The sequence below is a fragment of the Vibrio barjaei genome (assembly GCF_001639065.2).
GTDB classification, from domain to species: domain Bacteria; phylum Pseudomonadota; class Gammaproteobacteria; order Enterobacterales; family Vibrionaceae; genus Vibrio; species Vibrio barjaei.
Map to the genome: position 1 here is coordinate 72,089 of NZ_LQXO02000005.1, position 23,864 is coordinate 95,952.

Below are 23,864 nucleotides of genomic sequence, written 5' to 3' on the forward strand. Positions count from 1 at the left end.
GCTGTCATAGTACCTGCATTTATGGTTGCCATTAACTAGGAAGATCCCTAGTTAATAGGTGGTACTTTTGGGGTTGAGGACGTATTGAGTTCTCGCAATCGATAGCGAGAAAGGGTTTGGCTTTTAAGGTGGCGGAGCATCTTTCTTGCCAGTATACATCGTTTAAATCGGAGTTCGCCTTGCTGAGAATGATAGATAGCAGCTTGTAATTCTTGGTGATGGACAAGATCATAAACCCCAATTTCTGCAAAATAGCGGTAAAGGTAAGTGCTTAACTTCTTTTGTGGATAGACCATGATTCGGATGATAGTTTTAATTTGCTGGCAATAAGCATGGTGTTGGATGGCGACAATGCGCAGTTTTAATTGATTTATGTGACGTTGTAACATTGGCCTCGTGCGAGCAACAGCCGCAAGGGCGAGTAACACAATGACTAGGGTGTGGCGGTGTGCCAACAGGGCCTGTTTTAGATTACCTATAGCGATATCAACACGCTGAGCCCAAGGGAGCGGAGGTGCTGGGGTGACGGTAACTTGAATCGGCGCTAATTCTATGTGCTTTAGCGTATTCGTTTGTGTATCCCACCAATCAAAGGTCATCGCTGGCAGTGTGAAGTCGCCAGCCATAGGGAAGCGATAGTGAATGTCGGTTGTTCTGGTGCCGATAAGGTTGCCGCGAAACGCGTCGCTGCGAGTGCGTGTATTGCCAGTTCGAACTTCAACCCCTTCTACTTGTGTGATAAACGGTAATTCGGCGATATAGTGTCCGGGTAAGTCGTCCACATCTACCGAAATAGTCCGAGTGAGTGCGCCTCCTGCGGTGAGATCATTATCTGAAACGCTCTGAGCGATAGTAACATTTGGTGCGACAAGTTTGCCGCGGCTGGCAACGGGTAAAGCTAATACATCAACAGTCAAAGGCTGTGAACGAAAGGTAAAAGAGGAGTCTCCACTGCCTACGCGCAACTCGACGGATGGCAGAATGTAATTCCCTGCACGAGTGGGGTACAGATCGAACTTTAGCGTTGCCGTGGCCAGTGTTCGCCCGTTTAACTGAGTTCGGCCATATTGCCAAAAGTTTGAAATTTGCTCAAAAAGGAGATCGCGCTCCGCAACATGCTCAACATGAATCACTTGGTCGATAGGGGCGTAGTGCGAAACTTCAAGGTATAGAGTGTGGCGGGTTCGTTCAGTTAGTTCGGTATTACTCAGTCGCCAGTTTGCTTGCCAACCTCGTGCACGTTCAGCGTTATCTATGTCTTGCAGTGAGGTGAGCGGGTCATAGACCGATGTTGAGGCTTGAAGTGATGACAGCGGAAGGATGCACAAAATCGCACTTAAAATAGAAATGAAAGGTTTGTGTATCGTACGTCGATTTAATGTCAAATTGCTTACAAGGAAGGCGTTCATTGCGCTACCTCCGTTTGTTTCTGTAGTTGGATAGCGAACTTATTTCTTAGAAAAACTTCAGGATTCGATTTGACCTGTTCTAACCAAATTTTGGTTAGGTGTTCTTCAGCCATGAGATCAGCGCTGTTGATGAAGTCAGAGCGTTCTTCTGGCTCATCGATACCCATATCTTCTTCGAGGCTGGAAATTACGTCGGCTGTCATGTCTTCACCTGCAGTACCTTGCCCTTGAGCTCGGTCAGCCATCAAATCAAATATCTCTTCAAGGAGTTTAAGGTTTTGCTGGGCTTGCGTGTGCTCTGGATTCAGTTCCAACACCCTGTTAAACCAATGCTCTGCCGAACGAAAGCGTTGAATGTGTAGAAAACTCATTGCCGTATTGAAGCGTTTGGAAACCGAATCTGGTTGCTGATTAAGCATGGTGAGCGCCCATTCCCACTGCCCATTTTTCATCAAAGCTTGGATCTTCCATTGAGGTTCGACGAAGGTTTTAGCCGCGCAAGCGTAGTTACCTTGGCGATAGAACCACTGACCTTGTTGGTCTTCGGTCATCAATAAGCGCATCATCAATGAATCACAGGTTGGTGATGTGTTATCTGCGGCATAACCGTCAGTCGGCATTATGGCTCCGAGATAAACCGCTCCCACGAGTATGCTTGGAACCCAGCGTATACTCCAGCCTCGACGGAACCAAAGTAAGCTCAGCACTAATGTCGGTAACACTAGGTAAACCCCGGCTTCTTGCCACTGAATATCTTCATCTTGAGGGTCAAAGTAGCTAAAGCTATCTATCCAGCGTTGGATACTAGCAATATCGCTATCGTCAGGCGTGTTTTGTAAAAAACGAACATCACGCGGTGGTGTCAATGTCTCTTGATAACCAAATTTCCATACTAAAATCTGGTCTTGATGGAGGTCGGTATATTGGTTTAAAGCATGAATGCCACTGTTATCTAGTCCATCGGTAACGACAATGATACTGGCAGGTATATCTTTACTATCGTGAGATTGCTGCAATTGTTCGAAAACAGCCGCTAGGTTTTTGCCCTGTCTTGGTATTAAGTGTGTAGATAGGGAAGACAGGTAAAGCGCTAAAACGTCTCGGTCTTCTGTCGCGGGAATAAGTAGGTGAGCACTTCCTGCGTAAACGTAAGCGCCAACAGCGCCATCGGTTTTATAGGTGAGCAGCTGTTCCAACTTAAGTTTACTGTTTTCCAATCGACTAGGAGCTAGATCGGATTCACTCATGGAGTTTGATAGGTCTATAACAAAATAGAGTGGCGATTGGTTTTTAGCATGAGAGTCTGGCTCAGGTTGCCACGTTGGACCTGCAATAATGACAATCAGCAACGTCAGTATACCAGGCAGCAAATGTTTGGGTGCAAACCAATGCTTATCTTTCCCGTCAGCATTAAGGTAAGGTGCCAGGTGAGAAGCGATGGGCAGTGTATGCTTGGTTTGCTGTGCTTTGCGAAAGGCATAGAAGACCCATAACATCGGGACAATCAACAACAGGCACCAAGGACGAATAAAATGAAACTCAGCCATTGTTTGCTCCTTTTCTCGTGTGGTACAGGGTGCGGGTAGCGACGAACGTTAACGCCAGTAAGTTCAAGATGGTTATGAAAAGAAGAGGCCAGAAATAGAGCTCGAATTTAGGGCGAATGACATCACTTTCAAAAAGAGAGGCTTCCAGCTCATTCAGCGTTTGATAGACCGCCGCTAAGGCGTCACCATCTAAAGCTTCAAAAACTTGTCCACCAGTGTAGCTGGCGATACGGGCTAACATCTCCAGATCAATGGCTTCTTCACCCACGTTGGTAGCATCACCAATTGCAATAGGATAAATCGTAATACCACGCTCTCCTGCGAAATGAGCGGCATCGACAGGGGGAAATTGGCTGGTGGTATCTTTACCATCTGTGAGCAGCAATAATACTTTGTTGTTTGATTCGGAATGCTCAAAGTGGTTAACTGCGACACCAATCGCATCTCCCAGCGCGGTCCCTGCGCCCGCCATACGCACGTCCATTTGCTCCAACAGCAAAGAGAGCGTATCGAAGTCTTCGGTTACGGGCGCTTGCAAGTATGCCTCATCACCAAAGGCGATGAGGCCGACACGGTCGCCGGCTCTCTGTTGTAAAAAGGATTCCAGCAGCAATTTTACGCCATCAATACGTCGAACATTGATGCCTTGTTGGTCAACAAAGTCTTTCGCCTCCATGGAACCTGAGAGGTCAACGGCGACCATCATTTCACGGCCACTTTTCTCTATAGCAATGGGCTCTCCAACCCATACAGGCTTCGTTGCTGCCAATACTAAACTCAAAAAGGTGAGCATGGTTAGTGCGCGCTGCCACCAAGAAGGGCGTATCACTACCGCTCCGCTCCTTGGCGTCGATCCTGTGACTTCAATGAACTTATCGAAATGACTAAAGCGAAGTGCCGTTTGTCTAGTGAGATGTGTTGGAGTGGCACGCATAATAACGGGAAGTAAAACCAGTAGACCAAACCAAGGGTAGGTGAAGGTTAGCATGTGACCTCCTGAAACCATCGATGGACAGCATCCAGTGTCGTTGAGCTGACATTGGGCTTAAGACAATAGCTGGTTTGCACCAGTTCGATGACCTGAGCGTATGTGAGACAGTTATTGGTTCGTTGAGCTATAAACTCAGCGAATTCAGCGGTGTTCATAGTGCCGATTGATTCTTCAGGCCAATGTTGATGAGCCAGCCGCTTCAGAAGCGTTGCGATTCTGTTGATTTTTCTCTCAGAAGCGTAATTTTGATATAAGGTCCACGCATCTCGAAGGTAAGCCCGCGATAGGTATTGATGAATGCGATAAATAACGTAGCCAATGATGAGCAGTAGACATGAGAATGCCACAAGCTTCCACAGCGTGGTTTGCGGAAACCACGATACGGCATCGGGTGGCGTGATCCACTCAGCTCGATGGATTAAGTGACTGCCAAACTCAACGATTTGGCCCTGTGATGCCTTCATCATAACAACCTATTGTTTTGTTTTAGCTTGCATTTGGAGCCAAGCATCTTGATGAGTCGTGAAATCTAGCAAGGCTAATTGGTGACGCAAGAAATGGTCGTTAAGCGCTTGTCTATGTTGGGTAATGTAATGCTCGAACTTCTCTCGAGCTTGAGGTCGGCTTTGCTTGAGCTCCACCTGTTGGTCAGTGTTGCCAATGACTAAGCTATGTCCTGGAAACTTAATTTCTAAGGGGTCTGAAATTCTAAGACCGATTAAACTATTACGTTTAGCGAGAGCATCAATGATCGAATGTTTCTCATTTACTTGGTAGTCACTAAAATCGCTAATAATGAAACACTGGCTTTCTTTTAAAGTCATTGCGCTTAGTTGGCTTAAGCCATCATACAAGGAACATTCAGAAGAAGGTGCTGACCAGTCAGGGAGTCGCGAATTGCAGTGAACGAGCTCGGTGAGGAGTGCTAGCAATGCTTTTTCTCCTCGTCGAAATGGCAGCGACGCTATACCACTATCGGTAAGGATGAGTGCTCCCATACGATCGCCACCTTGCACAATGGAGCCTGCGATAATCGCCGCTGTTTCACTGGCGATTGCCGACTTCATTGCTCCGTCCGAAGCGAAAAACATACGTGTACGTAAATCTACCAGCAGTGCGATGTTTTTGTCTCGCTCTTCAGAATAGACTCGAAGGTAAGGTTGACCGGTTCTTTGCGTCACTTTCCAGTCGATGCAGCGAACATCATCACCTTGGTAATAATGTCGTAGTTCAATAAAGTCCAATCCTCTACCACGTTGCTGGCTGCGGTGTTTTCCTGTCAATGGAGTGAGACGTTGGTAGGGTGGATGCCATGATAACGTTCGACCTAAGCGGCTGAGCTCACTAAGTCGTTCGATGGTAGGATACACTCGATAATCACTCATCTATTTTCCTCCATGACTAGGCAAAAGCCACACAGTCTAGAAGTTTGTTTACGACGTGTTCGGCGTTCACACCTTGGTGTTGAGATGAAAACGTGATGACAAGTCGATGGCGAAGCACGGAATGAGCAACTGCACGAACATTGTCAGGTGTGACATGGTCTTGGCCGTTCAACCAAGCGTGGGCACGTGCACATTTGTCGAGAGCGATTGATGCTCTCGGGCTTGCTCCTTGTTCTATCCACTGAGCTAATTCGACGTCGTAGAGTGTTGGATATCGAGTCGCGTCTACTAGATCAACGATGTATTGATCGACCTGATCCGAAACATGGACTTGATCAACGAGATATCGAGCTTTTAAAACGTGGTCAACACTGAGTTTTGAGTCACTTTCTTGAATTAACAGATTCTCTCTACGTAGCATTTGGAGCATCCGCTTTTCAGCTTGCTTGTCTGGGTAGTCGATGATGATTTGCATTAGGAAACGATCCATTTGCGCTTCGGGTAGCGGGTAGGTGCCTTCTTGTTCAATAGGGTTTTGTGTTGCGAGCACCATAAATAAACTAGGCAGAGGATGGGTTGTCCCTGCCACAGAGACCTGTGATTCTGCCATGGCCTCAAGCAAGGCCGATTGGACTTTTGCTGGTGCACGATTGATCTCATCGGCAAGAACGAGATGAGAGAAAACCGGCCCCTTTTTGAAGGTGAGCGATTGTGTATGGCTGTCATAGAGCTCACTACCGGTGATATCCGCAGGCAACATATCAGGAGTAAATTGGATTCTATTCAAGGTTGAGTCGAGTTGTGCCGCCATGACGCTCGCACTGCGAGTTTTCGCGAGGCCAGGTAGGCCTTGAAGTAAAACATGTCCACCCGCAAGCAAGGCAATGGTGAGCTGTTCAACGGACTTCTCTTGACCAAGTACACGTTGGTTTATTTGTTGTTGTAGCGTAATGAAATTCTGTGTTGATACCGTCATTAAACCACCTCTGTAATTTGCTTTAATGGATGGAAACCACTTAGACGCGGTCGAAATATGATGGTGCTAGCTTATCTAAGTTGAAGAAGCGAGGTCACTAGGACTATTCCTAATTAACGATGGGGAAGAGAGCGTTGTCGTAGAAAGAAAGGATGCACTGAAGTACATCCTTGATTATCAATGAGTATTATGGGTGCCGAAACACTAGTTACCAGATTGTTGGGTATCTGGACGGTATGGCAAAGTCTGAATAACGCGTTCAAGGTTGAACGATGTTGGTTCTTGACGAAGTGGGAACTCGTGGAACGTTTTCAGTAGCTCTGCAACTTCTACCTGAATTGGCACGAAGTTAAACATACGTTCCGCCATCCATTTGATGTACATACCAGAGTGCTCTGGTGCTTCTTCATATGGGTCAGTACGTAGGTCGTAGAGTACAGGCCAAGTCGTGGTTAGGCGTGGAGCAAACCAACTATCTTCAAGTGGTTCGATAAACTGCGCTTTAATCTTGCCTACGCGTACCGCTTCCAAGTTACCCGTTTCGGCAAAGTAGAAGATTTCGTTACGAGTGGTGTCTTCGTTATTGAACCACGCTTGACGATGGTCATAACCATCAATAAACACGTCGTGTTTTTTCTTGAAGTTCTCTTGTACGTCCTTTTCACCCGCTATGGAGGCTAATGTCGTGAAGAGGTCTTCGTGTGACTGAATTCCGTTGTTGACGGAGCCCGCAGGAATATGGCCAGGCCAGCTGACCATAAATGGCACGCGTACACCACCTTCAGTCGTCAAACCTTTCTCTCCCTTAAATGGCGTGTTACCACCATCTGGCCACGTTACTTTTTCGGCGCCGTTATCTGTGGTAAAGATCACCACGGTGTTGTCTTTTTGTCCTGTTTCTTCCAGCTTATCAAGAATTTGACCTACATAGTGGTCAAGCTCTGCCATGCCATCGGCGTAAAGACCGTAACCTGTTTTGCCTTTCCATTCATCACTTAGGTGAGTCCAAACGTGCATACGTGATGGGTTGTACCACATGAAGAAGGGTTCATCGGTCTTGGCGAAATCATCAAGATAGTCGAGCGCCATATCGGTTAGCTCACGGTCAATGGTCTCCATTCGCTTGCGGGTCAGTGGCCCTGCTGATTCAGTTGGGCCGTCAGGCGTTCCCGTTACAATTCCACGAGGTCCAAAGCGTTCAAGGAATGCAGGATCTTGTGGATAATCTTCATTCTCAGGCTCTTCTTCTGCATTAAGGTGGTAGAGGTTACCGTAGAAGAAGTCGAAACCGCGACGGTGCGGCATCATGTGCTCTTGGTCACCAAGGTGGTTTTTACCTAGTTGAACGTTGAAGTAACCTTGGTCTTTAAGAACTTCAGCAAGGGTAGGATCTTCTGGGTGAAGACCAACAGGTGAGCCCGGTAAACCGACGTTAAGCAGACCCGTACGTATTGGTAATTGACCCGTTAAGAACGCAGCGCGCCCAGCAGTTGAGCTTGGCTGACCATAGTGATCGGTAAACAGCATGCCTTCATTGGCAATACGGTCGATGTTAGGTGTTTTATAACCCATCATTCCCATGTTGTAAGCGGAAGTATTCGACCAGCCGATGTCGTCGGCCATGATCACTAAGATATTGGGTTTTTCTGACGTATTCTTAGCCAAAGCGGGTGCTACACCTAATGTTGCGGCGGCAGCCACACCGAGTATGGATTTACTGACTAAGCTTTTAGAAAAGTTTTTCATAATGGGCTCCTAAGATAAGACAGGCATAGTATCTAGGCGATTGGTGGCCAAATGAACTAGGAGATTTCCTAACTGTATGCCAATTGTGGGGCACAAAGTCGGCAATTTTACGGGATTGCGGGTACACTGTTTAATGTTGAGGCTAGGTTCTTAAAAGGTTGAATTAGTGGAACAAATTAAAGATGTTTTGATTTCTATTTCGGGTAAATTGCTGGACTCTCCGACAGCCGATATGGACAGTGTCATTGCGGAAGTACTCGATGAATGTCGCGATTTTCTAGGTGCTGACCGGTTGTCGTGTTTGCCTCTTGATCATGCGATTGTTGAAAACTGGCGACACCATGAATCTATTGGAGTTGGCATTCCTCCCGTACAAAAACACATTCCAGCCTCCGTCGTTTTAGCCTACCGAGCATTGATAGAAAAGGGTGAAGTGGTGTGCAGCGATGACTCACCAGCTCTATTGGATCTAGCGATGCAACTACAGCAGGAGAGACCGCTTAGACATATTCTGGTTCCGATTAGTGCGATGGGAAAGCCATGGGGGTTAATGGCTTGCGCTAACTTTACCTCAACTGGCCGCTTTGATGATGACTTTGTTCATTCTGCCACCTTGTTAGGCAATATCATCGCGTCCAGTATTGCTCGAGTGACACACTATGAACAGCTTAGGCGCAGTCAACAAGAAGTTGCTGCAAGAAACCGTCGTATCATTGGGGAGCGGGAGCGAGAGCGAAGAAACATTGCTCGTGACTTACATGATGATTTTAGTCAGCGCCTTGCTTCTTTGGGGATTGAAATGGGGTTAGCGGCAGCGATGTGTGATGATCAGTCGAGGTCTATGATAGCACAATGTGCGAAAGGGCTGTCTGAGATTACTCGTGATATTCAGCAACTGTCTCGGCATCTTCATCCCGTGGTGATTGAACGTGTGGGTTTACACGCTGCAATCGAATCACATGTAAAGCAAGTGAGTGAGCGTAGCCAGATAGCGATGAGTATTGAGCTTGATCGTACGGTTGTGTTTGACGATGAGGTGTCTTTGCACATCTACCGAATTATACAGGAGTCTCTCTCTAATGTGGTCAAGCATGCCGATGCTTCTCATGTGGATGTCATTTTGAGAAGAATCAAAGATAAGAAGGCAGAATTATTGATTGAAGATAATGGAGTCGGCTTTTCGCTGCACGGAATTGAAATGAACTCTCCTTCACTCGGGTTGCAGTCCATGGTAGAACGTAGTGAGCTGATTGGCGCAACGATGTCTATCGAATCAACTGGTGTTAAACCAGGGGTCAGAATCTCACTAATATTGGTTTGTGAAGAGGAATAAAAATGGCGACAGTTGTCATAGCTGATGATCATCAAATAGTTAGCGAAGGTATCGCACGTTTGGTTGAACTGACGCATCAAGTGGTGGGCATAGCTTCTGATGCTAACGAGATGGTGCAGCTGGTTAAACAGCATCAGCCCGATCTGGTGATTACGGATATCTCCATGCCAGGCATGCAGCTAAACACGACCATTTCATTGCTTAAACGTAGCTCCGAGAACAGCGCCATCGTGTGCTTATCTATGCATGACGAACCAGAAATTGTTAAGGCCGCGTTTGAATATGGTGCTGATGGTTATGTATTAAAACACCAAGCGGGATTTGAGTTAGCCAAAACCATAGAAATGGTCTTGACAGGTGAGACCTATGTGCCCGATGAACTGAAATCGATCATTGAACAGAAGACAGACCTCAGTGCGCGTCAGTTGGACATTCTCAAGCTACTAGCTCAGGGACTGTCTGCTAAAAAAGTGGCGTTAGAGCTGAACATTTCATCAAAAACGGTGGAGTACCATAAATACAAAATGATGGAGCAACTCAACCTCAAAAGTGCGTCAGAGTTAATTGCATGGGCTCACGGTCGTAATCTGGTCTGACCTGATTTTGTTGGAGCTTGAGGAGTTCAGTTAGGAAAGATCCTAGTAGAGGCTCAGGCGCTTCCGTTCGATAATAGCAAAAAATCGAACGGGAGCGAGTAATGAGCACTTCATCCAAACATCCATTTCATCTTCTAGTTAAGCCCGTTGGCTCCAAGTGCAACCTAGATTGTCACTATTGCTACTATTTAAGAAAAGAAGAACGTTATCAACCGGGTGCAACGATGCAGATGTCTGAAGCAATGCTTGAGAAGTATGTTCAACAGTATATTGCCGCGCAACCTAAACACATCAAATTTGTCGACTTTAGCTGGCAGGGTGGTGAACCCGCCTTGCGCGGATTAGACTTTTATCAGTTGGCTGTAAAGTTACAAAAAAAGCACGCTCGTCTAGGGATGACTATTACGAATACCTTCCAGAGTAATGGCACGCTCATCAATGAGAAGTGGGCAAAGTTCTTTAAAGAGAATAACTTTCTAATCGGACTGAGTATTGATGGCGACGAACTTAATCACAATCATGGTCGTCCTGACATAAAAGGAAACCCCACATATTCTCGAGTCCTGCGTGGATTGGAGTTATTGAAAAAGTACAAGGTTCAGTTCAATACACTGACGGTCGTCCATAGCGATAACGCTCATTTAGGTAAGGCGACTTACCTCAAACTAAAGGCGTTAGGGGCGAGTGTTATCCAGTTTCAGCCCTGTGTGGAGCATCCATTGGACAAGCGAAGTGATAAAGACTGGTCGTTAACGCCTCATCAATGGGGACACTTTCTGTGTGATGTGTTTGATGAGTGGCGCAAAAACGATGTGGGCAAAGTCTTTATTCAGTTTTTTGAGAATACGCTTGGCATTTTAGCAGGACAGCCAAGTCAAATGTGTTTTCACTCAGAAACGTGTGGCCAGCAAATGATGCTTGAACACGATGGCAGCGTATACTCTTGTGATCATTACAGCTATGAAGACTACAAGGTGGGTGATATTGATGTCATTGACCTAGGCTCTGTGGTTTCTTCTCAACAACAGATCGATTTTGGGGTTAATAAGCTCAAATCTCTACCAAAACAGTGTCGTGATTGTCACTTCCGTCCTATGTGTAATGGGGGATGTCCAAAAGAACGAACGGCCATGACGGTCGACCTTGAGCCAGGACTGAATCATTTATGTTTGGGATATAAGAAGTTTTTCATCCATTCTATGCCTTACTTTGGCGCTATGTTGGAAGCGATAAAGCAGGGACATCCAGCCGCTGTTTACCCGATTTTCCTACAGCGCTAACTTAAACAAAAAGCCCGCGTTAAGCGGGCTGGAAATAAGCTAGAAACCAATTCGGTATGAGATGAGGGGGAGATGATCCCCTTTGTCGTATTGATAGGTATAAACCAAACTCTGGTTGTGATTCCCGCATCTGAGATGAACATTATTCTTTTTCTTCGCTTTGCGTATGAGTGTCTAGTGATAAGTGACCAAACCTTGAAGTTACGTTATACAACGTGGCTTTTCACTTCTTCTAAAACCCAGGGGTTGGCAATCGCGCCTTGGTTCTTGACCGGCTGACCATGTAGCGTTTGCTTGACCGCCAGCTCTACTAGCTTGCCTGACTTGGTTCGTGGTACTTCGCTGATCGGGTAGATCTCGGATGGGACATGACGTGGAGAGCAGTGTGTCTTCAGGGTTTGTTTAATGCGTTGTTTTAATGCGTCATCGAGCGTGGCCGTGCTGCTAAGTTGAACAAATAGGACCACGGTTTCATTGCCATCTTGGACCCGACTAACCGCGATAGCGTCACTGACTTCCTCCAATTGGTTCACTTGCTGGTATATTTCCGCTGTTCCGATACGAACGCCTCCCGGATTAAGAGTAGCGTCACTTCGACCAAAAAAGGTCATGCCGCCAGCAGGGCTCTGCATCACATCGTCGCCATGATTCCAAACTCCTGAGAATTCAGCCCAATACGCATTGTGATAGCGTTCGCCTTTATCGTTCCAAAAACCAATGGGTTGATTGGGAAAACTGTTGCGACATACCAGTTCTCCACGTTGTTCAATAACACTATAACCTTGTTCGTTGAATACTTTTACATCAAGTCCTAGTCCCGGCGCTTGGCATTCTCCTCCATAGACTGGGGACACCGGGTTACCCAAGACAAAACAGCCACAAATATCGGTTCCCCCTGATATAGAAGCCAGATGCAAGTCTGGTTTTATCGCGTCATAGACGAAATCAAACTGCTGTGGATAAAGAACGGAACCCGTTGAACACAGCGTTTTGAGCCGTGATAAAGTGAAGTGTTCATTGGGTTGATAGTGGAGCTTTTGTAAAGTTTCAAGGTACTTTGCAGATGTGCCAAACAGTGTAACTTCCGCCTCATGAGCGAGTTGCCAAAGGGTGTTTACTTTGGGATAAACAGGGCTGCCATCAAATATCACCAACGTTGCTCCCGATGCCAATGCAGATACTTGCCAGTTCCACATCATCCAACCACAAGTTGTGTAGTAAAACACCTTGTCCTTTTCTTTTATGTCGCAATGAAGTTGATGTTCTTTCAAGTGGTTGATAGTGGTGCCACCGACAGAATGCACAATACATTTGGGTTTACCTGTTGTTCCCGAAGAGTAGAGAACGAACAAAGGTGCGTTAAACTTAACGCGATGGAATGTGACAGACATAGGGGAGAAACGCTGTGCTAGGAAGTCCCAATCTAAGGTGTTTTCCATTTGGGTATCGTGCTGGTCGGCATAACGAATTAGGCAAGCTTGGTTAATCGAAGGCAGAGCGTCGATAAGACTTTGATTTTTCTCAATCATTCCGAAAGCCTTGCCATTGAAATGGTAACCGTCGCAGCAGAATAGGATTTTAGGTTCAACTTGCCCAAACCGTTCGATAACACTATCCACTCCGAAATCGGGAGAGGTGGAAGTCCAAATCGCCCCCAAACTGGTCGTCGCGAGCATGGCGATAATCGTATGAGGAATATGTGGCAAATAACCCGCTACGACATCACCTTCAGTAATACCCGATTCAATAAGCCATTGTTGAACAACAGAAACCTGTTCAATTAACTGCTGCCAAGTGAGGAGAGACGACTGGCGATTTTCGTTCTGAAAGTAAATGGCAAGTTCAGAGGGGTGAGCCTTGCCGTAAGCCAGGAGGTTTTCAGCATAATTTAGTGTCGCATTGGGGAACCAGAGCAGGTCGCGAGCGACGACGGGTTTATCCCATTTTGGCGAACCCAACTGACAATTCGGCGCATGTTTGTCTCCAACTACACCACAATAATCCCATACTTCATCCCAAAAGGACTCTGGCTGGCTAATGGACCACTGATGCAAATGAGCATAATCACTAAAGTTGAGTCCTTGTTGTTCCAGTACTTGCATAAAGGCTTTGAGATGAGAATCCTCGACTCGCTCGGGAGAAGGCGACCAGAGTGGGATGTGATCCATGTCGTTATTTGGCATGCGCTTCCTTTGTACTTAATGCGATGAATTGTGATTAAGTTTTGGTGCGAATCCTCAATACGTCAAATAGAGGGAGCTGAAAACAATATATTGATAAGTCGAAAGAATTCGTTTAAATGTAAATAAATTGTTACACCACAATGCGCGTTAGAGTCTGATTCAATCATTGTCAGCAAAATTTTCCGCACATAGGCTTAATGTAACAAAGTTGTTAATGGTGACGAGATGACTCAGTACGTATCAAAACCTGTGAACGAACTCGGTTTTGTGGAGTGGAGCAGCGAGGAAGATCAGATATGGCATGACTTGGTTGTTCGACAGCTCGATTTGATTAAAGACAGAGCGTGTCAGGAGTATTTGCACGGCTTAGACTTACTAGATCTGCCCCTGGATCGTGTTCCGCAGCTACCTGAGATTAACCGAGTGCTACATAGAGAAACGGGGTGGCAAGTGGAGCCAGTGCCAGCGCTTATTGATTTTGACCGTTTTTTCGCGTTATTGGCCGACCGCAAGTTTCCTGTTGCAACGTTTTTGCGTTCGAGAGAAGAATTTGACTACTTGCAAGAGCCCGACTTCTTTCATGAAATATTTGGTCATTGTGCCATGTTGACCAATCCGCAATTTGCAGAATTTACTCGAATCTACGGCAAGCTAGGCAGTGATGCTGACGCCAAGCAGCGAGTATATTTGGCTCGACTGTACTGGTTTACCGTTGAGTTTGGTTTAGTGGAACAAAACGGTCTAACCAAAATTTACGGCGGTGGAATTCTCTCTTCACCGGGAGAAACTCTCTATGCGTTAGATGATGAACGGCCACTGCGCCAAGCTTTCGACTTGGATACCGTGTTAAGAACACCGTACCGCATTGATATCATGCAGCCGACCTACTTTGTGCTGGACGATATTGACCAACTATACCAACTACGATCGGACGAGCTCACCGAAGACGTTAATCGAGCGATGAACGCTGGATTGTTGCCACCACTATTTGAACCAAAGGATAAGACTCATGCTTAATGAACTGCGCTGTGAAGCGTGTAGTAGCGATGCACTGGCATTAACGAAGGAAGAACAGCAACAACTACTGACAGAACTGAACGGCTGGAGCATTATCGAGAGAGATGGCATTCCTCAGTTAGAAAAACAGTTTGGTTTTAAGAACTTCAAGTTGGCTTGGGCCTTTTCTAATAAGATTGCTGAGTTAGCAGAAGATGAGTTTCATCACCCTGCAATTCTTTTAGAGTGGGGGAAGGTAACCGTGACTTGGTGGAGCCACTCAATTAAAGGATTACACCAAAACGATTTTATCTGCGCCGCTAAATGTGATTCGCTGTCGCACTCATAATCCCATCGAATGAAGGTATGTTGTGATGCATACCTTCTTGTTTATATTGCTGCTCTTCACACAAACACAGAAAAAGATGAGGTTTCCTTACAGTTTCTCTAGCTGAAATTACGTACAATAATCAAAGCAGAAGAATATAAATCAAGGGAAGCTATGTTCAAGCGCAGTATTAAATGGATTCTACCATTCGCGATTTTAGGTGTGGCCGCTGGTGGCTTTATGCTCGTGGAGCAAACGGCTCCAGAAATTGAAGACCAGAAACAAGTCGACACCGTCCCAAGAGTTAAAACCCAAATCCTGCAAGCCGAAAATCATCAGGTGCAAATCTCAAGTTTTGGTGAGGTAGTGCCACTTGAGCGCACTGCGTTATCAACACAAGTTTCCGGTGAAGTTACCAGTTGGCATCCGAACTTTGTGGCAGGCGGCGTGGTAAAGCGCGGCGAAATTCTCTTCACCATCGAAAAAGACAACTACCAAGCAGCGGTGCTGCAAGCCCAAGCACAACTCGCGCAGGCGCAAGCGGCGCTAATTGAAGAGCGTGCTAAGGCGAAAGTTGCCGAAAGGCAGGCAAAGAAAATTAAAGATACCCAAGTCTCGGACCTCTATCTGCGTATTCCTCAAGTGCTAAGTGCTGAGGCCAGCGTTAAATCAGCGCAGGCTGCATTACGCAGAGCCAATCGTGATCTTGCCAACTGCGAAGTTGAAGCGCCTTATGATGCGTTGGTGGTCTCCAGAAGTATAGGTGTTGGTCAGTACATTACTTCGGGCGCACAAGTTGCGGAGCTGAATAACATTGAATCTGCAGAGGTGATGGTACCCATTGCAGGCTTCGATGCGCCTTTCTTACCTGACAATATTGTAGGAGTGAAAGCCGACGTCATTTCTAAAGGTCGCACTAACTCAGTTCGGGATGGTGTGATCATGCGAGATCTAGGAGTGGTAGATAGTGCTACGCGTATGGCAAATCTGGTGATTCGAATCAAGGACCCTTATGCGCTGACAACGGATGCCAAACCATTACCTTTTGGTTCGTATGTTGAAGTGGTTTTCAACGGTAAACAGATCCCAAACCTGTTTAAAGTGCCGCAAGAGTTGGTCACTGATGAGCGAGTCTGGATTGTTGATCAAGAAGATAAGCTCGTTCCTAAAAGTGTCCATGTTTTGCGTGAAGAGCAGGCCAACTTCTTTATCGATTCTGGTGTGAAATCAGGCGATGAATTGGTATTGACGGTGCCTGAGTTCCCGCAAATTGGAATGTCGGTGATTCGCTCGAATAGTAATTCAGAGGTATTGGCAAACCAAGGAGAAGCCAGTGAGTAAGTCCACTCAACGCGGCATCATCGCCCTTTTTGCCAATAACTCGGTAGCCGCCAACCTTCTGATGGCGTTTATCTTGATCATGGGAACCGTCAGTTACTTTCTGATTCAGCGCCAGATGTTCCCAAATTTTGAAATCAACTACATTAATGTGACAGCATCTTACCCAGGGGTTTCTGCTCAGGAAATAGAGGAGACGATCCTAATCAAAGTAGAAGAGTCTCTGAAAGATGTCACCGAGATTAAAAAAGCGGTGACTGACGCTTATCGCGGTGGCGGTGCGGTAACCTTGGAAATTGATACCAAGGCAAACCTTATGGAAGTACTGGATAAGGTAAAGCAGCGAGTCGATGCCATAGCTAGTTTTCCCAAGGCGATGGAGCCGATTAAGGTCACGCAGATAGAGTTTAAGCAAGACGTTATTGGTATGGTGCTGTCGGGCAATACGTCGTTATCAGAGCTGAAAACCATTGCAAAGCAGGTAGAGAAAGAACTATTACAGCTTAATGACGTTTCTTTGGTTGAAGTCAGCTCCCCACCCGATGAAATTGGAATTGAAATTCACCCTGATGAGCTACGAACCTATGATCTGACGCTCGATGATGTAGTGGCGGCGATTCAAAAATACTCGGCAAATTTTTCCGCAGGACAAGTCAGGACTAGCACGGGTTTAGTGTCGATTCGAATTGAGAACCAGTACTACGACGGTTTTGAATTTCGGCAGATACCAGTCAAAGTCGGCGCCAATGGCTCCAAGGTCTTGTTGGGTGATATTGCCAAAATTAAAGACGAGTTTACTGAAGGGCAGCACTACTTTAAGTATTCCGGTGAGAACGGCATCTATTTGACGGTTAAGGCAACCAAAACCCAAAATATGGTGCCTGTCGCCGAGACGGTGAAGCGCTTTATTGACGCAAGAAATCAAACGTTGCCTCATGGTATTCAGCTCAACACCTTAATGGATATGACGTTCTATCTGAATGCTCGACTGGATATGATGCTTAAGAACCTGTTGCAAGGTGCGGTTTTGGTAGCGGTTTTGCTGACCATTTTCCTGCGATTCCGCTTAGCTATGTGGGTTATGGTTGGTTTACCGGTCTGTTTCTTGGGAGCGGTTATGCTGATGCCGCTGTTTGATGTCAGTATCAATATCATCACACTGTTCGCGTTTATCATGGTGCTAGGTATTGTGGTAGATGACGCCATCGTCATAGGAGAAAGTGTCTACACCGAGGTTGAAAAAGAAGGGGGAGGGGTCACTAATGTCGTGCGCGGAGCTCAGCGTGTCGCAACCCCTGCAACATTCGGGGTACTGACAACGATTGCCGTGTTTGTTCCGTTCTTATTCTCTACTGGGCCAGAGAAAGCTTTTTTCTATGGTCTCTCTATCGTTGTTATTTTCTGTTTGATTTTCAGCTTGATAGAGTCAAAACTCATCCTTCCAGCGCATTTGGCTCATACCAAGTTTACCCCAGTCAAAGAGAACAGTTATCGCGCCCGTTTCAATCGCTCATTTTTCCGTTTTGTTAATGGGCCTTACAAGCGCACCGTGTCGTGGTGTGTGGAGTGGCGTTGGTCTGTGATGGCTGGATTTATCGCAATTTTGGTTATCAGTGCGGCAATGCTGACGTCAGGCCACGTGCGTATGATCCCAAGTCCTAAAGTTCCGTCTGACTTCCCAATGATCAAAATTGAGATGAATAGTAATGCATCCGATGAACAAACGATTGATGCCTTACTCACTCTTGAAAAAGTGGTGAGTGAGGTCGACAAGGATATAGAGCAAGAGTACGGGCAGCCTGTTATTCGCGACATGATGACGATTAACACCAGTCGCACCGAGGGTATGATCATCCTTCCTCTTGTTGATGAAGACGTGCGTCCAGTCGATGCGTTTGAGCTCTCTCGTCGCTGGCGTGAAAAAATGCCGACGATTGTTGGTCTAAAATCCATTGTTATTAACGACAATGTAGCTGGTGGCGAAGAGGGCGATGAGTTTGGTTATTTGCTGTACGGCCCTGATATGGAAGTGCTGAATGCCGCTGGACGTGAGCTTATTTCAAAGCTTCAGCTCCAGATGGGGTTGTTTGATATCAGCTCTTCGATGGATACGGGCAGTCGCGAAGTACAACTTTCGCTAAAACCTGTGGCTTATGATCTCGGACTGGATCTAGCTAATGTAGCATCGCAGGTTGGAGGCAGCTTTTATGGCGGAGAAGCGCAGCGAGTACTTCGGAATACTGAAGAAGTCAGGGTAATGGTTCGCTACCCTAAGTTGACCCGAGAAGCGTTCTCTTCACTGCGCTATGCCTTGATTAATACTCCATCAGGCAAAAAAGTGATGTTGGGCGATGTGGTTAACATCACCAGTAAGCCGGGCATCAACCAAATACGACGTGAGAATGGTTTTAGAACGGTTTATATCTATGGTTCTATTGACGAAGCGGTGATCGAACCCGATAGAGCAGTGAAGAATATTGAAGATAATGTGCTTCCGGAACTGCGCGCTCAATTCCCTGAAGTTAAAACTGAGTTAGGTGGCACCATTGAGGAACAGCAAAAGCAAAAAGCAGAGCAGATAGTGTTCTTTATCGCAGGGATGATAACGGTTTACATTCTATTGGCTGTGCCATTAAAAAGTTATGCCCAGCCGTTTATCATTATGTCTGTTATTCCGTTTAGCCTAACGGGTGCGATATGGGGGCACTATTTCTATGGACTTGACATGAGCATGATGTCCACATTTGGTTTGATTGCGGCGGCGGGGGTTGTGATTAATGACTCGTTAGTAATGACTGATTACGTCAACCAAATCAAAGCGCGGTGTGATTGTGCAAAGCAAGCCGTGGTTGAAGCTGGCTGCGCAAGGTTTAGGGCGATAACGCTGACCTCTATCACTACGTTCTTTGGGGTGTTACCCATCATGTTTGAGACCAGTCTTCAGGCGGCGTTTGTTAAACCTATGGCGGTTGCTTTAGGCTTTGCAGTGATGTACGCCACCATCGTGACTCTCATTGCCGTTCCGTGCTTATATGTGATTCTTGAAGATATAGGCAAAGCTTTTAGCAAACTGAAACGAGTGTACTTTCCAGTTAAAGAAAATCAAAACACAACAGCAATATGATTGTTGTGATGGTTTTTGATTTTAATTCATTGTAATCAATAAACTAGCCTTTCCCTTTGGTGCTGTAAGCCAGAGGGAAAGGGCTGATCTCTCCTACCTTACTACTTCTTCTTTCTGACTGATCTATTCGATATTTATATATTAATCACTTTGATGTACTTCTACTCAGCGCTTAAAGTTCGCGCTATCAACAGGCGACAAAGCACGGTATTGCTACCGTGAACATATTAGAGGGTTGAAAATGAAGAAGACAATTATCGCGCTTACATTAGCGGCTACAGCATCAAGTGCATTAGTGGGCACTGCAAACGCATGTTCTCGCATGACGTTTGATACGCCATATGGTGTGTCCCAAGTTAGGACGCTCGACTGGGGGCAGAAATTAGGCACGTATGCGATTATGTCACCAACGGGCACTGAGATGGCAACCAAAGCGGTTCCATCGTACAAAACAGCGGCCAAATGGACGGTGAAGTATCCTACATTGAACTTAGAAGAACGCGCCGTGTTTGTCGATACATCGGGTGAAGCCATCAACAATCAAGGTTTATCTGCTTCAACTTTGTATATGTACGATTCACAGGCGTTCATCAAGGATTATAAGGACACCGGTGCTCCGGCAGTTAACTGGGGTGATGCTGCAGCCTTTATGGCGCAGAACTTTAAAACGGTGGGAGAAGCGGTCGCTGCGTTTGAAGCAAATGAATTCCAGTTCGCTTGGGCCGATGGCATTCATGGTACCCAGCATGGCTTGCATATTTCGGTGCAGGACAAATCTGGTGATATCGCTTTATTTGAGCTCAATGAAGGCGGCAAAATGGTGGTTCATCGCGGTTCTGTGAACGACAACCTACGAGTGATGGCGAATGCGCCGTTGCAACAATATCACGATGAAAATGCCACAAAAGTAGGTGACTTTAACCATGTCGAAAATGGTTATAACATCGGCTCTACCATCTCATCCCCAGAAAGAATGCTGCGGGGCTTGTACAACTCTGCTCACGTTAAGTTTGACCCACAGGCTTCTTGGGCACAGACAGAAGGTAAGCTTCAATCCACATTCGATTCAGGGAATCTAGTGCCTCAAGACATTATTGACCCAGCGAACGGTGAAACTTATGCCACTTGGATTCAATACACCTACAACTTCGAAAATGGCTCATTTAAGATGCGCAACCTTGATACGTACAGTGAGATTCGAATCGACCTCAGTCAGCTTAACGACATCAAAACCGTATCGTGTGCCGATTTGGTAGAACAAGCTGAGCTATCAAATATCGCTACCTTCTCTACGTGTAGTTGACCCTTCTTATCACTTTGGCAATGCCTTGTGAATCCCATGGATGACCTAATTAAAGGGACTTTTGTTTAATTAGGTATAATTATGAATAAAACTATAACAGCCATCGCTCTAAGTTTGATTACTGCTGGCGTTTCGGCAAATGAGGTGGCATCGGCTCACCACAAAGATGTCACTCCAGAAGCTTCGGCTCAAGATATTAACTATGGCGATCCGACGGCTCTATTCTCAATGGTTGGATTGTCTAGATCAAACGATCGTACTCAACTCAACAGTGTATTTGGTTGGGGACAAGGGCATATGGTCTTCGCTGATTTAGGCATCGGTGACAAGAAAGATATTGAAGGCAAGACAGATATAGATTACCGCGTTCGCTATTTTAAGGTTAACGACGGCTTAGGTTATTCCTTGGATGTCATCGGAAATCGAAATGCCACGACGACGCTAGCGGGTGCTATCTACAAGATCGAACTTACCCCTAATATCTCTGTGTTTCCAATGCTCTACGGTGGCTATATGGATAGCAAACACGACATCGCGGTAGAAGGTAAATCGTCCTTTAAAAACTCGGCGCTAGTTCAAGGCGGTCTTTATGCGATGTATGGATTTGATGCTGGTCACTGGCTCTATGCCAACCCCAAAGCGACATACATTACTCGCGCCAAAGAGTTTGTTCCACAAATAGAAATTGGCGGCGGCTATATGGTGACTGATTATGCTTCCATAGGATTCAAAGTAGAGCATACCGCGGACAATAAAGTGAGCAAGAAAGACACTGTCAGTTGGATACAGGCCAGCTATTACTTTTAATTGAGGTAAACCAGTGGAAGACACACTAGACATTGTTGCCATGTGTGTCATGGATGATCGCAGTTTTATTTTGGCGTTCATAATTGGTGCGACTTTTATGATGTTTTGGTTTGAACTTCGTCGCTGGAGTTCAGACAAAAATAAAATTGAATAGTATTCTAGCGAAGGTTAGAACAGGAGGTGCCTTTTGATTAAGGCACCATTTTTATTGGCTGCCATGAATTAACGAACGTTGGTATTGCTTTGGAGTTAGACCATAAGCGTTCTTAAACAGCCGTATGTAGTGAGAAATATTGTCATATCCGGCTTCATAGGCCGCATCAGTAACACTTAATTTGTTGAGACTTCGTTTTGAAGACTGCAGTCTGACTTGAGTGAGATATTGTTTAGGGCTTAGCTGTGTTGCTGCTTTAAATTTCTGCGAAAAACTCGACTGAGACAACCCCACTTCTTCTGCTACTTGGGCTAACGTCATCTTTAGTCCCATCGGTGAATTCATAATCCTAATCGCTTTACTGATGGGATGAGAGCGATGGTTCGAGATAATGCTTTGGCATGTATTATTGCGCAGCAACTCAAACACCAATTCTTGTCCGGTCAAATCGATCAGAAAATCCATACAAGCTTCTTGCTCTCGAAGGATCTCCTGCATTCGAGTGTGCAGCTTCTCGATTCTTTTATCGATGGAGTTGACTGCGAATCTTTGTGACTCCAACGCCGTTGGCGAATCGACTTCTAGAGTATCAGCCACACGTTGACTGACGCCTTCTATCATTTGTTCATCGAATTCATACACCAGTGCTTTGGTGTACTCAGGCATCTTCATGTAGATGTTCGAATTAGGTGGTAACAGAACAAATTGGTCACGGTTGTATTGGAAGCTCTGCGACTGATTGACGCTCACCGATTTGGTGCCTTTTAAAATGGTACACAGGCGAGGGGCATCGTAAGAGCGGTATTCATCGTGGAAGTCTTTTGGAAGATCGTAATAGAGTAGGTTTAAGCTACCAGTAGATAGTGCGTACTCACGTTCTGCCACTCGACTAAAGCTGTTTAGTTTATGCATAAATAATGCGTCTTTCTGTTTTTATCGCCTGAAAGCTCATAGTAGGGAGGTGAAAAGAAGGTAACATTGATCTGAGTTAGGAAAGGCGGGAGCTTTTTAAACGCAAAAATGCAGGCAATCGGTTGGCCTGCATTTTTGTGATGTTGCACGTTAAACGTGTCGAATACTTACAGTGCTGAATCTAAGATGGCTACGATTTCTTCGTGGCTTGCTTGTTTAGGGTTGGTGAAACCACAAGCGTCTTTTAGCGCGTTCTCCGCAAGTACATCGAAGTCGTCGCGTTTCACACCAAGCTGTTCAAGACCAGCCGGAATGTTGACATCTTTAGATAACTGACGAATAGCGTCAAGACCTGCATTCGCTGCTTGTTCATCAGTCATGTCTTTAGTATCAACACTCATGGCGCGTGCGACGTCAGCTAGGCGTGCTGGTACTACCTTAGCGTTATACTGCTGAACGTGTGGTAGCAAGATTGCGTTACATACACCATGAGGAAGGTCGTAGAAGCCACCAAGTTGGTGAGCGATAGCGTGAACATAGCCCAGTGAAGCATTGTTAAACGCCATACCTGCCATAAACTGCGCATAAGCCATGTTGTCACGTGCAGTTAGATTGTCACCGTTTTGCACCGCTTCACGAAGGTTTGCTTGCACCATTTCGATAGCTTTGATCGCAACGGCATCCGTAACTGGTGTAGCTGCGATAGACACATAAGCTTCAATAGCGTGCGTAAGTGCGTCCATACCGGTTGCTGCTGTAAGAGACGCAGGCTTAGCCAGCATCAGCTCAGGATCGTTTACAGAGATAATTGGAGTAACGTTCTTGTCTACAATCGCCATTTTGATGTGGCGAGCCTCATCTGTGATGATGCAGAAACGCGTCATTTCAGAAGCCGTGCCCGCCGTTGTATTGATTGAGATCAGCGGTAACTGAGGCTTCGCTGATACATCAACACCTTCGTAGTCTTTGATTTCGCCGCCGTTAGTCGCAAGCAATGCGATACCTTTTGCGCAATCATGAGGGGAGCCGCCGCCGAATGAAATAACACAATCACACTGATTGTTTTTTAGTAGTGCTAAGCCATCGTTAACGTTCTCGATAGTAGGGTTTGGTTTAGTCTCATCAAACACAACCGCCGCCACGTTTGCATTATCAAGCAAAGTAGTAAGTTTACTTACTGCGCCCAGTTCGTTTAAAACCTTGTCGGTTACGATGAGAGCTTTAGTAAAGCTATGCGATTTGATGGCGTTAACAGCTTCTTCAAGACAGCCGATACCCATAAGGTTTAATGATGGAATATAGAAAGCGTTAGACATGCTCTACCTCGTACAATGATTAATAATATTTTTGACCGCACATCTTAAGAAACAGTGGCATCACCGCGGGGGGATAGCGATGCGCTTGGACTACCACTTTAGAGGTGCTTTTATCGTTAGCTGAAGAGTAACAGTAGGCT

At 45.9% G+C, this 23,864-nt stretch carries 20 protein-coding genes; 10 read left to right on the forward strand and 10 right to left on the reverse strand.

Features of this window, described 5'->3' with window-relative positions; translation table 11 throughout:
• Positions 1-47: 47 nt before the first annotated feature.
• From AWH66_RS01250 to AWH66_RS01280, 7 genes are all read right to left on the reverse strand, one after another.
• Positions 48-1,409 carry a BatD family protein gene (locus AWH66_RS01250; RefSeq protein WP_063604904.1) on the reverse strand — a complete coding sequence of 454 codons (1,362 nt, stop codon included), beginning with the start codon at positions 1,407-1,409 and terminating at the stop codon, positions 48-50.
• On the reverse strand, positions 1,406-2,956 hold the full coding sequence (locus AWH66_RS01255; RefSeq protein ID WP_063604905.1) for a vWA domain-containing protein: 1,551 nt from the start codon (positions 2,954-2,956) through the stop codon (positions 1,406-1,408). Before AWH66_RS01255 ends, AWH66_RS01250 begins: the two co-directional genes overlap by 4 nt.
• Positions 2,949-3,944, reverse strand: coding sequence for a VWA domain-containing protein (locus AWH66_RS01260; RefSeq protein WP_063604906.1), 996 nt, complete (start codon positions 3,942-3,944; stop codon positions 2,949-2,951). Before AWH66_RS01260 ends, AWH66_RS01255 begins: the two co-directional genes overlap by 8 nt.
• Entirely contained in the window at positions 3,938-4,414 is a 477-nt protein-coding gene (locus AWH66_RS01265) for a DUF4381 domain-containing protein (protein WP_083399920.1), read from the reverse strand. Before AWH66_RS01265 ends, AWH66_RS01260 begins: the two co-directional genes overlap by 7 nt.
• 6 nt (positions 4,415-4,420) lie before the next feature.
• Entirely contained in the window at positions 4,421-5,332 is a 912-nt protein-coding gene (locus AWH66_RS01270) for a DUF58 domain-containing protein (protein WP_063604908.1), read from the reverse strand.
• A gap of 16 nt (positions 5,333-5,348) precedes the next feature.
• Positions 5,349-6,308 carry an AAA family ATPase gene (locus tag AWH66_RS01275; RefSeq protein ID WP_063604909.1) on the reverse strand — a complete coding sequence of 320 codons (960 nt, stop codon included), beginning with the start codon at positions 6,306-6,308 and terminating at the stop codon, positions 5,349-5,351.
• Positions 6,309-6,512: 204 nt separating this feature from the next.
• A complete protein-coding gene (locus AWH66_RS01280; RefSeq protein ID WP_063604910.1) occupies positions 6,513-8,054 on the reverse strand; it encodes an arylsulfatase in 1,542 nt (513 codons plus the stop codon).
• A gap of 166 nt (positions 8,055-8,220) precedes the next feature.
• Here AWH66_RS01280 and AWH66_RS01285 point away from each other — a divergent pair, with 166 nt between their 5' ends.
• The 3 genes from AWH66_RS01285 to AWH66_RS01295 all read left to right on the forward strand — a co-directional run bounded on the left by AWH66_RS01285 (position 8,221) and on the right by AWH66_RS01295 (position 11,263).
• Complete coding sequence (locus AWH66_RS01285; protein ID WP_063604911.1) at positions 8,221-9,387, forward strand: GAF domain-containing sensor histidine kinase; 1,167 nt, start codon at positions 8,221-8,223, stop codon at positions 9,385-9,387.
• 2 nt (positions 9,388-9,389) lie between these two features.
• Positions 9,390-9,983 carry a response regulator gene (locus AWH66_RS01290; protein ID WP_063604912.1) on the forward strand — a complete coding sequence of 198 codons (594 nt, stop codon included), beginning with the start codon at positions 9,390-9,392 and terminating at the stop codon, positions 9,981-9,983.
• A 101-nt stretch (positions 9,984-10,084) separates the two neighbouring features.
• Positions 10,085-11,263 (forward strand): anaerobic sulfatase maturase, encoded by a 1,179-nt coding sequence (locus AWH66_RS01295; protein WP_063604913.1) that lies wholly within the window; start codon positions 10,085-10,087, stop codon positions 11,261-11,263.
• 206 nt (positions 11,264-11,469) lie between these two features.
• Here AWH66_RS01295 and AWH66_RS01300 read toward each other — a convergent pair whose 3' ends face one another.
• Complete coding sequence (locus tag AWH66_RS01300; RefSeq protein ID WP_063604914.1) at positions 11,470-13,446, reverse strand: acetoacetate--CoA ligase; 1,977 nt, start codon at positions 13,444-13,446, stop codon at positions 11,470-11,472.
• Positions 13,447-13,671: 225 nt separating this feature from the next.
• Here AWH66_RS01300 and phhA point away from each other — a divergent pair, with 225 nt between their 5' ends.
• From phhA to AWH66_RS25835, 7 genes are all read left to right on the forward strand, one after another.
• Positions 13,672-14,463, forward strand: coding sequence for a phenylalanine 4-monooxygenase (gene phhA / locus AWH66_RS01305; protein WP_063604915.1), 792 nt, complete (start codon positions 13,672-13,674; stop codon positions 14,461-14,463).
• Positions 14,456-14,791: a 4a-hydroxytetrahydrobiopterin dehydratase gene (locus tag AWH66_RS01310; RefSeq protein WP_063604916.1), complete on the forward strand. Its 336-nt coding sequence runs from the start codon at positions 14,456-14,458 to the stop codon at positions 14,789-14,791. The genes phhA and AWH66_RS01310 overlap by 8 nt, the downstream gene beginning before the upstream one ends.
• A 153-nt stretch (positions 14,792-14,944) precedes the next feature.
• Complete coding sequence (locus AWH66_RS01315) at positions 14,945-16,111, forward strand: efflux RND transporter periplasmic adaptor subunit (protein WP_063604917.1); 1,167 nt, start codon at positions 14,945-14,947, stop codon at positions 16,109-16,111.
• Complete coding sequence (locus AWH66_RS01320) at positions 16,104-19,232, forward strand: efflux RND transporter permease subunit (RefSeq protein ID WP_063604918.1); 3,129 nt, start codon at positions 16,104-16,106, stop codon at positions 19,230-19,232. Before AWH66_RS01315 ends, AWH66_RS01320 begins: the two co-directional genes overlap by 8 nt.
• Positions 19,233-19,473: 241 nt before the next feature.
• Entirely contained in the window at positions 19,474-20,535 is a 1,062-nt protein-coding gene (locus AWH66_RS01325; protein WP_063604919.1) for a linear amide C-N hydrolase, read from the forward strand.
• Between the two features lie 81 nt (positions 20,536-20,616).
• Positions 20,617-21,342: a hypothetical protein gene (locus AWH66_RS01330; RefSeq protein WP_063604920.1), complete on the forward strand. Its 726-nt coding sequence runs from the start codon at positions 20,617-20,619 to the stop codon at positions 21,340-21,342.
• A gap of 13 nt (positions 21,343-21,355) precedes the next feature.
• Entirely contained in the window at positions 21,356-21,496 is a 141-nt protein-coding gene (locus tag AWH66_RS25835) for a hypothetical protein (RefSeq protein WP_167360920.1), read from the forward strand.
• A 51-nt stretch (positions 21,497-21,547) separates the two neighbouring features.
• Here the strand turns inward: AWH66_RS25835 and AWH66_RS01335 are convergent, their stop codons facing one another.
• Both AWH66_RS01335 and yiaY read right to left on the reverse strand, forming a co-directional pair.
• Positions 21,548-22,408, reverse strand: a complete 861-nt coding sequence (locus tag AWH66_RS01335) for an AraC family transcriptional regulator (RefSeq protein ID WP_063604921.1) — start codon at positions 22,406-22,408, stop codon at positions 21,548-21,550.
• A gap of 167 nt (positions 22,409-22,575) precedes the next feature.
• A complete protein-coding gene (gene yiaY / locus AWH66_RS01340; protein WP_063604922.1) occupies positions 22,576-23,724 on the reverse strand; it encodes an L-threonine dehydrogenase in 1,149 nt (382 codons plus the stop codon).
• Positions 23,725-23,864: the final 140 nt, after the last annotated feature.